The sequence below is a fragment of the Acinetobacter haemolyticus CIP 64.3 = MTCC 9819 genome (genome assembly GCF_000369065.1).
GTDB classification, from domain to species: domain Bacteria; phylum Pseudomonadota; class Gammaproteobacteria; order Pseudomonadales; family Moraxellaceae; genus Acinetobacter; species Acinetobacter haemolyticus.
Genome location: NZ_KB849802.1, coordinates 273,603 through 285,993, shown reverse-complemented (window position 1 = coordinate 285,993; position 12,391 = coordinate 273,603). Strand labels below are relative to the sequence as shown.

Genomic DNA, 12,391 nt, shown 5'->3' with positions numbered 1-12,391 from the left:
AATGAAAATTACAGTGGTTGGTGCTGGGTATGTGGGCTTATCGAATGCCTTATTATTTTCCAAACAACACGATGTGATGATCTTAGATATTGATAAGGCTCGAGTGAAGCAAATCAATCAGAAAGTATCTCCGATCAGTGATACCTGTATTCAAAATTATTTATCCGAATCTCATGTTGAGGCGACTTGCGATAAGACTTTGGCTTATCAAGATGCTAAGTTGATTATCATCGCAACACCCACCAACTATAATCCTGAAACGAATTATTTCGATACCTCAAGTATCGAAGCCGTGATTAATGATGTGCAGGCTGTCAATCCCAAAGCGTTGATGTTAATCAAATCAACAGTTCCTGTCGGTTATACCCAAGAAATCTCGAAAAGACTCAAATTAAAAAATCTGATTTTCTCTCCTGAGTTTTTACGGGAAGGGCAAGCTTTGCAAGATAATCTATACCCTGCTCGTATTATTGTTGGTGAGAAATCGAAGCGTGCGGAGAAAATTGCCAAGCTGTATCTAAAAGCAACGATTAAAAAAGATGCAGTATTGCTGTGCGTAGAGTCCACAGAAGCTGAAGCAATTAAATTATTTTCTAACACCTATTTGGCAATGCGCGTTGCTTTCTTTAATGAGTTGGACACCTATTGCATAAAAAATAAATTAAGCGCGCTAGATATTATTAAAGGTGTCGGGTTGGATCAGCGAATTGGCGATCATTACAACAATCCGTCTTTTGGGTATGGTGGTTATTGTTTACCGAAAGACACCAAACAGTTGCTCGCCAATTATCACGAAACACCACAAGAACTGATCTCAGCAATTATTCGATCTAACCAAACACGCAAACAAGCGATTATTGAAGATATTTTAAGCCGAAATGTTGCATGTGTTGGGATTTATCGATTAACCATGAAAGCTGATTCAGATAATTTTAGAGAGTCTGCGGTGCATGATGTACTTCAAGGTCTAGCTGATCATGGGATCAAAATCGTGATTTATGAACCGACGCTGGATGTGAAGGAATATTTAGGTCATCCGATTGAGTTTAGTTTGCAAAAGTTTAAAAACCAATCGGATTTGATCATTGTGAACAGAATGGTGCCAATGTTTGGGGATGTGATGGAAAAAATCTATACACGTGATTTGTTTGGGGTGAATTAGTTTAAAAACAAACCTAGGGTGATACTTGTTGTTTGACGAATTTATAATAATCAATTTAATCATGCCTATGCTAAGATAGTTGATATTCGGTGCATATTATTTAAAGCTTGCGATTTGGATGTGCCAAGCAATAATACGATTTCAGGCATTCAAGGTTATCAAATGGTCGATATTCAACAAAATTCAGAAACACACGAAGAAAATATTATTTTGTGTATGAAGTGGGGAACCAAATACGGTGCTGAATACGTCAATCGTTTGTATAACATGGTGAAGCGCCATCTTACATTGCCATTTAAAATGGTATGTTTGACGGATCGTACTGAAGGTATTGACCCTAATGTCCAATGTTTTCCGATTCCATCTTTAGATTTACCTGAAGGTGCACCAGAGCGTGGCTGGAATAAATTATCTACTTTTGAACCTGATCTGTATGGTTTAAAAGGCAATGCGCTTTTTCTTGATTTAGACGTGGTGATTGTCGACAACATCGATGGTTTTTTTCAGGCACCAGGTGAGTTTTTAATTATCCACGATTGGAAACGTCCATGGCGTGTGACGGGAAATAGTTCCGTGTATCGCTTTAAACTCGGCGAATTTTCTGGAATTTTGCCGTATTTCCGTGAAAACTTTGATGAAATTCGTCAAAAATTCCGCAATGAACAAGAATATCTCTCTTGGTTTGTACACAAAGAGGGCAAGTTGAGTTATTGGGATAAAGATTGGTGTAAGAGTTACAAATACCACTGTTTAAGAAAAGTACCATTTGCGTATTTCCAACCGCCAATCAAGCCGAAAGGTGCAAAAATTATTATTTTCCATGGTGAGATTAACCCACCTGATGCAGTTTCTGGTGGTGGTGGTAAGTGGTATCGCTATGTATTGCCTTCTGATTGGATCAAAGAGTCTTGGCAGTAAGCAAGACGGTATCATTACAAGAGTTTGATTTATGAAAGATACAATACAACCTATTGATATCGTAATTGCTTGGGTGGATGGAAATGATCCTAAGTTAAAAAACAAGCGTCAACAATTTATAAATCAAACTGCACCGTCAAATGCTTTAGATGCAACGCGTTTTGCGAGTAATGATGAAATTTATTTCTGTATTGCCTCCATACTCAAATTTGTACCGTATTGCGGGAAAATTTATGTAGTCACTGATCAACAAACACCACAATGGCTGGATCAGTTTGAGCAGCAGAATCTCTGTGAGAAAGGCAAGATTAGAGTGGTCGACCACACGGAGTTGTTTAGAGGATACGAATTTGCATTGCCGACGTTTAATTCTTTAAGTATTGAAACGATGCTTTGGAATATACCGAGTATTTCAGATTATTTTATTTATTTAAATGATGATTTCTTCTTTAATCAACCCTCTGATCTACAAGACTTTTTAATTGATAGTCAAATGGTGATGTATGGGCATTGGGAAAGTAATCTAGTAAAAAAAATCAAATATATTGTTAGAAAGTTTGTGCAAAATAAATTTGGAAAACTGGCACAACCCTCATATACAATGGCGCAAATGTTAAGTGCAGATTGTGTTGGCATGTCTCAATATTTTGAGATTCACCATCGTCCGCATATCTTGAGTCGGATACTTCTATGCAATTATTTTGAAAAAAATATGCAACAATTACAGAAGCAAATTAGCTTTAAATTTAGGAATATCGATCAGATATTACCTGTAGGTTTATCTAATCACCTAGCGATTAAAAATGACCAAGCAATTCTCAACGATGATGTTGAAATCGCTTATTTAAAAGATCATCGTGATTTAGAGTCGTTTACTCAGGCTCTATCAAATCCTGATATTAAATTTGGTTGTATCCAAAGTTTGGACCAACTGCAACAGAATGATGAACAGCATATACGCCATGCACTTATTCATAAATTTAAAGATGTTTTGCCTAGTCAGATCCAAGCGACGATAGCAGGATAAGCAAAGGAAGATCGGATGAAAGTTGTTACTTATCTCATAAATCTAGAGGGTAGTGATCAGCGTTTAGCAAATGCGACAGCTCAGTTGCAACAAGCGGGTTGGGCATTTTCTCGTTTCCCTGCTTATGATGGGCGTGGTAAAGCATTATCCGAATTTGAAAATTATGATGATGCAGCAGCCCAAAAAATATTAGGTCGTAGTTTAATTAGTTCTGAGTTGGGGTGCTATCTCAGCCATTATGGTTGTGCTAAAAAATTTTTAGAAACGGATGCGGATTATCTTGTTGTCCTTGAAGATGATATTCAAGTATTACCAAACTTTAAACAAAAGCTTAATTCATTAATCAGCTATCTTGATCAGCATAAAGAACTCGAATGGTATGTGGTGAATCTTGCTGCAAAAAAGAAGAAATTGGCAAAAGACATCGTTCAGATTGATGGTTATACAATCTGGCATGCTTATTACTTTCCGATCCGTGGTGTAGGATTAGTATGGTCAAGAGCAGGTGCTGAGGCATTTGTTGAGCTTGGTAAAACCATGCAAGTGCCAGTCGATATCTTTTTTCAAAGCTGGTTAAGTAAAAATGGCAAAGGATTGGGGGTGTGGCAGCCTTTTGTTCAGCCTGCTGGGATTGATAGTGATATTTTAGGCACTGTGGCAACACAGGGTATTCAACGTAAAGCACTGGAAAATAGAAGTGCTTCACATGGTTTTAAGAAGCAGAAAAGAATGTGGCGTGACCGTTTTTATGCGATTAGGAATTTACTCTCTTAAACGCTGTAATTATGCGAGTAAAAAGTCCTTTAATGTATTCATTTTATAGCTGAGTATTTAAATGAAAATCTTTAATAAATTGTTTTATCTAGTGAAATTTCATTTGATGTATTCGTATAAAATTAGGCATAAAAACAAAAAAATTGATAACTATGCTGGGTTACTCACATTTAATCAAACAGAGGAAACTATAGTTTTACCAAAAAAGTTATGGATGTATTGGGAAAACGATATTCCTGAGTTTGTTGAGAAATGCATTGATCGGATGCGTGAGAAGAATCCTGAATATGAGGTTTTTGTACTTAATCCAGAGAATGTTAATCAATATAGTCATATTGATTTTAGCCAACTTAAAGATGCAACGGCCCAGCAAAAAGCTGATTTACTTAGATTTGATCTAATGTACCATCATGGAGGGATTTGGCTGGATGCAAGTATCATCCTATATGACCGTCTCGACTGGATTTCGGAGCTTATGGTTGAAAAAAAGACCGCGAATTTTGCTTATTACCGTCGTAAAAATACTACTAATTTGAATTTCCCTGTGTTAGAAAATTGGTTATTAGCAAGCGTGGGTCATAATATTTTCTTTAAACAATGGTATGAAGAATTATATTTAGCAATTCAACAAACACCTAAAAAGTATATTCAGAATATTAAGGCAACTGAATCAAATACAAAGGACATTTTTCAACAGATCAGTAATTTAGAATATTTGGTGGCATATGTTGCTTGCCAAAAGATTATGAGAAAAAATTTTCCGAGTATTAGCTTGATTGATTGTGATGAAAATGCATTCTATTACCAAGTCAAAAACAGATGGGTTAAAGAAAAAATATTAATTAACATGGCGATTAATTATCCAGCCGATGAACATCCTAAATTGATAAAACTGGCAGGGAAAGAGCGTAACTATTTATGCCAGTTCTATAATAAAGGGATGTATTTTGAAGGGTCTTTAATAGATATTTAATTTAGTTTTATAAGGGCTACTCCCAAATAAATTGTTTTAAGGTCTCGTATTTTGCTTGTTGCTCGAAGTATTCGGCAGAAGCAAGTGAGCCTATGATCGAGATATGTCTACCATCCAGAGAATATGGGATTGTATCTGTAGCCATTTGATCTGATCTAAATAGTTCTTGTTGGGTGAGAAATATTGTATTTGGGTGCTTGCTTACGATCTCGTTAATGATTTTTGTTGCTCGTTTTTGTTCAGTGGCTTTCGGGTTATTCATATAACTTTGTAAGTTCAGATCTCGATGCAACCACATGGCTCTTTTAAAAAGTAGGCTGATGTTTTTATTAAAAGCATAAGGTTCAGACATTACGATGACCTTTTTATGATGTTTTTCAGCGACCTTAAGTAATTCAGAAAAACCATTTTGCTGGTTTTGCTGTACGATGTCAGACCAACGGCCTGCGAATATCAACACATCGTATTGATCTATATGTTTAGATAAATACTCACGATTTAATAAGCACTGTTGATACGCTGTAGATTGTTTGTTCCCTGTAAACTCTTTATTAAGACTTGGATAACACCAGTGATGTGTGCTGAATTAGCAGGAGACTTTCACTTGGGAGATTCTAGGCAGCTAACCGATAAAAGTCTTCTGCCATTTGATTTGGTGTCTTAAAATCCAAGCCTTTTTGAATTCTTCGCTGATTATAAAATAACTCTATATATTTTGTAATATCCGCTTTGGCTTCTTCCCTTGTTTTGTAGTTGCGATGATGGACTAGTTCATTTTTGAGTATGCCCCAGAAACTCTCTATCGGTGCATTATCGAAGCAGTCGCCTTTTTTGCTCATTGAACCCTGAAAATCAAATTTCTCAAGTAAGTTTCGATATTCATTACTGCAATATTGGCTGCCTCTGTCTGAATGTACAATGAGATCTTTAGCAGGTTTCTGATTGCGAATAGCCATATTCAATGCATCACAAACAAGCTTGGCTGTCATGCGCTCATTTAAGCTATAGCCAACAACCTGTTTCGTGTAAAGATCTTTGACAGCTGCCAAGTACAACCAGCCCTCAGCCGTCCAAATGTAGGTAATGTCACTCGACCACGCAAGATTAGGCTTCGTCATTGAAAACTGTTGCTTGAGTAAATTGTCATAAATAGAACGGTTGTGATCACTGTCCGTGGTTCTTTTGAAACGCTTATGGCGCTTACAATACAACTGATTTGATTTTTTTATTTGGCGCACAGCATACATACTTATTTTGATACTTTGCGCTTGTAAATGCTTGGTTAATCGAACATAGCCATAGCTTTGTTTGGTTTCTTCATGGGCTATTTTGACCAAAATTGTCTGCTGATTTCGCTGAATTGATCTTTTACTCATGCCTCGCTTTAGCCAATCATAAAAGCGAGAAACGGATACACGAAGTAATCGAGCCATTAAAATAATCGGAAATAAGTGGCTTTGCGATTTCATATAGGCGTACCTCACTGACTTTCTTTGGCAAAGTACGCTGCTGCCTTTTTTAAAAATTCACGTTCCATTTCAGCTGTTTTGAGCTGTTGTTTAAGCTTCTTATTTTCTTCGAGTAAGGCGTTTAGATCGGGCGAATACTGTTTTGTGCCTGCTAAAGTTCCAGCCTTTGCTTTGTTATTCCAGTTCGAAAGGGTTTGCATTGAAATGCCAAGTTGTCTAGCGGATTCCGATACATTACCTTGGTTCTCTTCAATGGCTTTTATGGCTTCAGCTTTAAATTCTGCGGTGTAAGTCTTCTGTTTCTTGCTCATGGTAAACTCCTAATGAGTATGTATAGTTTACCAAGTTAAACCCTCCTGTTTTTTAAGCACACATCACAGTTTGTCGTAATGGCTTGTATATTTAAGTTCAACTTCTTTCCAATCTGATCCCAAAACGGGCTATTGTGACCTGCAAATGAATCTCCAAATAACAGTGCCGATTTTGCATTTTTCTGTTCTGAAGCAATTGAGCATTCAAATCCTTGTGAGCCTACTTTGAGATTATGGTTATCTTTAATATTATAAAAACACCACCCATTTTCAACACTTGGCATTTGCATTTTGTCTAGATTAGAGGGAGTGTTAGATTTTTCTCGACTTGCAAGACCATTTTCTTCTATATGTTTATAGATTGGATAAAGTAAGAGTAGGGTGGAAATAAACAATAAATATATATGCCCTTTTTTGAGCTTTTGTAGGGATTTTCGACTACCTTCGATGTATTTATAACTTAACCACCCCAAGAGTAAAGAGAGTCCGAGGGAGAGACTTAAGCTAATAAAATTTAATTTAATAAAAAAATAATTCAATAAGAAAAATACAGGCCAGTGCCATAAATAAATAGAATACGATGCACTACCAATGTTTTGGATGAATTTTGCTTGAGTGAAAATTGAATTTTGACGATTAGCAATTAAGATGAGCATTGTACCCATCACTGGTAATAAGGCTAAAAAGCTTGGCCAAGGTGTATTCTGATCGTATAAAACTAGACTAAGAAGAATAAAGGTAAAACCCAAACCTTCACTGAGTTTTTGTAGTGGGGCAGTGAGTTGTTTATTATTAAAGTAGTAATATACCAAACCTCCAGCAACTAGTTCCCACGTACGCGTTGTCAGCTTAAAGAACCCATACATGGTATCTTTAGCTGTCATTAATGTTGAAAATGATAGGGAAGCAATAAGTATAAGACTTAAAAAAATACCAATATATTTTAATTTTTTATCAAATTTTGCATAAATAAAGAGCAAGAGTGGAAATAAAAGATAAAACTGCCATTCAACCGAAAGAGACCAAGTGTGAAGTAGGGATTTATCATGTGTATCGGCAGCAAAATAATCACCAGCTTGGCGATAATAAAGATCGTTTGATAGAAAAGTCAGACTGTATCGTGCATCTTTAGCAAAATTCTTAAAGTCTTCTGGAATAAAAATAAACCAACCCAGTATGGTAAGAAATACAATAAGGAATAAAAGTGCTGGAAATATTCGTACAATTCGAGCGAGATAAAAATCTGTAAAAGAAAGCTGCTGCTTATACAGTTTTTCAATGATAATTTTTGTCATCAGATAACCTGAAATGACGAAAAAAATATCAACGCCAAGATAACCAGCCGAAAACCCAAATATTTGGAAATGGAAAAGTACAACTAAAATTACAGCATAAGCTCTTAATCCATTAATATCATTCCTAAAAGTATTGATGCTCATGCAATAAGTTTTCTAAAAAAAGAGTAATTGTATGATTTATTTCATAATGACTGGATAATTAGATTGTATTGATTTTTTTAAAAGATTCTATGGCACTTGTGGGGGAAAGATTATAAACCTGAACTTGGTGCTCTATAAAGAATTCAGCCGCAGCATCAAAAGCGGGAAAAATTAAATGTAGGTATTGATCTAACATTGTTGGCTGTTTGTTTTCTATACTCTCATAAAAACGTGGCTGAGAAAAATTATTCATATCTAATCCAGCGATATAAATTTCTTTAAAACCAATTGCATATGCGACTTGTAATGCCACATATGGTACAGTTAAATAATCAAATACTGCATTGAATATATTCGTTGAAAAGCCAAATTCGCCATATAAGTGAAAATAAGGTTTTTCTAAATCTAGTTTGTGCTTTTTACCCATGAATGGTTCAACAGTTTTATCTTGGAAAATAGTCTCGATGATTTTGATTTCGCACTTAATTTGACTTGGGTCAATTCTTTTTAAAATGATGTCTAAACAACGAGGCGTTGTGAAAAATATACAATCACTGTTAAGAACTTTTAATATTAGATCGAAACGCTTAGTCGTAAAATTAAAATCAATAATTACGTAATATTTAAAGTGAATGTGATCTAGTGAAATAGCACCATTCACACCAATATAGTCATAGTCAGGATTGGTCAGAAAACGTTGATCTATATCTTTGACAGAAGGCCCAGTTGCAACCAATACACAGGTATTTTTTTGACTTTTAAATGGTTTTGTATGATCGGCAATTAATTTTTTATTAAAAAATAATTGCTCTAAGTCGCCTTCGCTATTGCGAACAGTCTTGTAGTATGGCCAATAGCGGCGATTATGTTTATATGCTTTGGAATGGAAAGACTTATAAAGGAACTTGAAAATATTTTGTGTAATACGATTGAAAATCTGTTGCATCGAGTTTACTCAGGTATAAGTTTACCACCATAGGATGGAGGATAGACTAAAATTAATCTCTTAATTATATGATATTTTTTATTATTAGCGCGATTGTGGGAGAGTGAATCTGTATTGAATATTTTAACACTACCTCCCCCATCGTATATTGTTTAAAAGAAGTAGTGTTATTGTAGCTGCGAAAGCATTAATCATCTAAAGAAAATTTCTTTTTTCCTTTAAATACAGACTTAAGCGATTGAACTGAGCGATTAAACCAGTTCGCCTCTGTATCTGGACGGGTTACTTTGTTGCCATGATAGTTGATCTGTGTTGCTTTTGAAAAATTACCGAAAGAAGTGATCGTATAGTTTTCAGGGCGATACCCATTTTCAAGAGCCTCTTGGTAGTATTGATCAAATAATGCGACAAGGTCTTCACGTGGGTGCGGCATGATTTTCCCATCAAACCAATGCTTTTGCCCAGATGCTTCAAGGCGCGGTAAGGCATATTTATGACTAAACTGTGTACCCATATCAGAGTAATGCAAAATTTTAATTTGCTCAATTGGAAGACCTTCACCATCAATATTGTTGTATGAATCTTGATAAGGTTGAACAAGTTCAGGCTTTTCTTTGATGAGCTGCATCAGTTTTTTATGTCCCTCAGGATCTGCTTGTAGTTCTTTTAATGTAGGCAAATGTTGTTTAGCTTTTTCACAGTCCCATACACAGGTGCATAAACGAGCAGTACTCTTTCCACCCTTTGCGATCACGATCGCATCATTACTCAGTGGATGTGACCATAGCTCAGCAATGTCACATAAAACAACGACATCCGCATCCATATAGATGGCACGACCTTGAAAGTTGCATGACTCAGGGATTGCCCAACGGAAACCTGAGAATGGAGTTGCCCATTTTTCTGTATGCCAACCTTCTCGAGTTTCTTGATTACTGTACCATGGACTTTTAGGGTCATGGCTTAATTGCATCCAAACAATTTCAACAGGGTGTTGGGTGTGTTTTCGAATGCTGTAATCTAAAACCATCATTTGTTCTAAATCACAGTTGTTGGGATCACAACCCACAAATACTTTAATTACTTCATTGTTCATATCTGCAATCACTTCATTATTTATAAAATCAATGCAGTAAGTAGAAGATAACATCTAAAAGAACTGCATGATAAATTAAAAACTAACATTGTAAGTCTATCTTTTCAACATGACTAGCATTGATGTGTATTGATGAACAAATCAACGCAGGATTTCGATATTGGTACAAATGTGTTTTACTTTGTTGTTGTATTTACAAGATAGAATATGAATAATACTTAGATTTTAATATCTTAATGCATTGTGGCACGTTGTTGCTAGTGAAGATTATACTATGAAGAATTATGTGATCAGCCTTACTTATGCGGATCAGCGTCGCGATCATATTTTATCGATTTTTCAGAAACAGGCGATAGATTTTTGTTTCTTTGATGCTGTCACGCCTGCCACGATGGAGCAGATTGCAAATGCTTTAGGACTTGATATAACAAAAACAGATCTTGCTAAAAGTGAAGTGGCTTGTCTATTAAGTCATGCTGCATTATGGCAAAAGGCAATCGATGAAAATTTGAGTCATATCGCAATTTTTGAAGACGATATTCATTTAGGAGAAGAAGCTACTATTTTCTTAACTAAAAGTGATTGGATTCCTGAGGGCTGCTCAATTATTAAGTTGGAAGCTTTTTATCCTAAAGTGGGGGTGGAGTCTTCTTTTAGAAGTTTGCCTTCAAAGCGTAAATTATCTTTATTAAAGACCGTACATATGGGGTGTGGTGGCTATATTCTATCGCAGCAAGCAGCTCGTGATTTACTCAATTTATTAGCAACTTATGAACAGTTGATTCCAGTTGATCATATTGTTTTTAAAGACTATATGACAAAGTTCCCTAATCAGATTTTCCAAATGCTACCAGCACTTTGTATTCAAGATCATCTTTTGGGGCAGCATGTTAACTTCCCAAGTTTTTTAGAAAAAGATAGGAACATTCGCAAAGGAGAGTACGAATATCAAATTAAGCCTAAGCTTAACTTTGTTCAAAAAATACAACGAGAGAGACTGAGACTCTCGGCGCAAATAATTAAATTGTTGAAAGAGTTTGTTTTAGTGTTGAAAGGAAAAAGGCTCACAAAAGTTAAGTTTAAATAATCACTTTGAAAAGATAAGATTATTTTTTATATAATTCATCTGAAGCATTCTCGCCCCTAAACCTTTTATATCCCCACATGTACTCTGTAGGAAAGCGGTTGATCATCTGTTCAACTGCTTTATTCAATGCTGTCGTTGCGACTTCAATATTTCGATCATAGAGTTGAGGATCGTTAAGATCGTCACAGTAGACATCAAAACCTTCATCATCTTCGCGACGAAAACAGCTTAAACCTACTAAACGACATTGGGTTTTTTGTGCCATTTTACTTGCTAATGTGCTCGTAAGGCAGGGAATGCCGAAGAAAGGAACCACAACACCACCTGAAGGTTGAGGTACATGATCGGGCAGGATCACGCTAAACCCGCCTTGTTTAAGGTTTTTAAATAAAGCCTTTACACCATTGGCATCAGTTGGAACCAATGTTGCATTGAGTCGCTGACGAGCATGGAGAGCAAAGCTATTAAAGCCACTATCTTTCATTGGTTTGTACATGATGGTGGGGATACCGTATTGGTGTACCCAAGCATTCATCATTTCCCAAGTTCCAAGATGTGGTGTAATGATTAAAGCACCTTTAGGATCGTTGAGTGCATCGGTTAAGACTTCTAAATTATGCACAGTATGAATTTGCTGGATACTCCACTCTGGCGGCATTGCCCAGCATTTTCCAGATTCGATATAGCTGAGACATTGCTTGGTGACGCTTTCCCGAGCCATTTTTTCTTTTTGATCGATCGTTAGCTCTGGATAGGCGAGAGCTAAATTGATTCGAGTTTTCCATAACATACTTTTGTTTGGATTTTGATTGATAAAGTATGCCGCCACTTTTGCAATACTACGTAAAAATGGTAAAGGTAAAACTCGAAGCAAGGTACGATAAAAGGACATGTGAATTAATCTTGCTTATCAGCATTTCCTTTGAGCACCATATAAATCAGTGCTGCAAAGATCAGTAAGGCGCCGGCTAAGCTACTGACACAAAAATATAAGATGCGTTGATAAGTGGTCATATTGAAGAGTTCATTCGACAAGATGTAACGCATAAGGAACCATTGCGCGAGTGAAAACACAATAATAACAATGGTATGTCGACGAACATCTGGACGCATAGCCATGGGCAGATACCTTCAATAGAAAACTGGCTTATTATGCCATTAAAGAGAATCAATCTCAATTTACAACAAA

Annotated in this window: 12 protein-coding genes and 1 pseudogene; 6 read left to right on the top strand and 7 right to left on the bottom strand. The window is 36.1% G+C overall.

Annotated elements, in window-relative coordinates:
• The first annotated feature begins 1 nt into the window (after nt 1).
• From F927_RS07990 to F927_RS07970, 5 genes are all read left to right on the top strand, one after another.
• Nucleotides 2–1,162, top strand: a complete 1,161-nt coding sequence (locus tag F927_RS07990; protein WP_005083356.1) for a nucleotide sugar dehydrogenase — start codon at nt 2–4, stop codon at nt 1,160–1,162.
• Nucleotides 1,163–1,324: 162 nt separating this feature from the next.
• Nucleotides 1,325–2,080, top strand: coding sequence for a hypothetical protein (locus F927_RS07985; RefSeq protein WP_005083354.1), 756 nt, complete (start codon nt 1,325–1,327; stop codon nt 2,078–2,080).
• Between the two features lie 31 nt (nt 2,081–2,111).
• Nucleotides 2,112–3,107 carry a Stealth CR1 domain-containing protein gene (locus F927_RS07980; protein ID WP_004675536.1) on the top strand — a complete coding sequence of 332 codons (996 nt, stop codon included), beginning with the start codon at nt 2,112–2,114 and terminating at the stop codon, nt 3,105–3,107.
• Between the two features lie 15 nt (nt 3,108–3,122).
• Nucleotides 3,123–3,881: a glycosyltransferase family 25 protein gene (locus F927_RS07975; RefSeq protein ID WP_005083352.1), complete on the top strand. Its 759-nt coding sequence runs from the start codon at nt 3,123–3,125 to the stop codon at nt 3,879–3,881.
• A 61-nt stretch (nt 3,882–3,942) separates the two neighbouring features.
• On the top strand, nt 3,943–4,854 hold the full coding sequence (locus F927_RS07970) for a capsular polysaccharide synthesis protein (RefSeq protein WP_005083348.1): 912 nt from the start codon (nt 3,943–3,945) through the stop codon (nt 4,852–4,854).
• Between the two features lie 16 nt (nt 4,855–4,870).
• On the opposite strand, the pseudogene F927_RS07965 reads toward F927_RS07970, so the two are convergent.
• The 5 genes and pseudogenes from F927_RS07965 to F927_RS07940 form a co-directional block, all read right to left on the bottom strand.
• A pseudogene (locus F927_RS07965) lies at nt 4,871–5,374 on the bottom strand (SGNH hydrolase domain-containing protein); the annotation flags it as partial.
• Nucleotides 5,375–5,468: 94 nt separating this feature from the next.
• Nucleotides 5,469–6,634, bottom strand: a protein-coding gene (locus F927_RS07960) for an IS3 family transposase (RefSeq protein ID WP_100223926.1) whose coding sequence is annotated in 2 segments (ribosomal slippage) — nt 5,469–6,376 and nt 6,376–6,634 — 1,167 coding nt in all. Because the reading frame shifts where the segments join, the coding sequence is not laid out codon by codon here.
• Between the two features lie 35 nt (nt 6,635–6,669).
• Nucleotides 6,670–8,073 carry an acyltransferase family protein gene (locus F927_RS07950; protein ID WP_005083343.1) on the bottom strand — a complete coding sequence of 468 codons (1,404 nt, stop codon included), beginning with the start codon at nt 8,071–8,073 and terminating at the stop codon, nt 6,670–6,672.
• Between the two features lie 58 nt (nt 8,074–8,131).
• A complete protein-coding gene (locus tag F927_RS07945) occupies nt 8,132–9,019 on the bottom strand; it encodes a hypothetical protein (RefSeq protein WP_004675546.1) in 888 nt (295 codons plus the stop codon).
• A gap of 187 nt (nt 9,020–9,206) precedes the next feature.
• The gene (locus F927_RS07940; protein WP_005083340.1) at nt 9,207–10,169 is read right to left on the bottom strand and encodes a glycosyltransferase family protein; all 963 of its coding nucleotides are present in this window, start codon (nt 10,167–10,169) and stop codon (nt 9,207–9,209) included.
• Nucleotides 10,170–10,389: 220 nt separating this feature from the next.
• Here F927_RS07940 and F927_RS07935 point away from each other — a divergent pair, with 220 nt between their 5' ends.
• Nucleotides 10,390–11,202, top strand: a complete 813-nt coding sequence (locus tag F927_RS07935; protein ID WP_004640775.1) for a glycosyltransferase family 25 protein — start codon at nt 10,390–10,392, stop codon at nt 11,200–11,202.
• 19 nt (nt 11,203–11,221) lie between these two features.
• On the opposite strand, the gene F927_RS07930 is transcribed toward F927_RS07935, so the two are convergent.
• Together F927_RS07930 and F927_RS07925 are read right to left on the bottom strand one after the other, a co-directional pair.
• Complete coding sequence (locus F927_RS07930) at nt 11,222–12,094, bottom strand: lysophospholipid acyltransferase family protein (protein WP_005083339.1); 873 nt, start codon at nt 12,092–12,094, stop codon at nt 11,222–11,224.
• 5 nt (nt 12,095–12,099) lie between these two features.
• Nucleotides 12,100–12,321, bottom strand: coding sequence for a hypothetical protein (locus F927_RS07925; protein WP_004640773.1), 222 nt, complete (start codon nt 12,319–12,321; stop codon nt 12,100–12,102).
• Nucleotides 12,322–12,391: the final 70 nt, after the last annotated feature.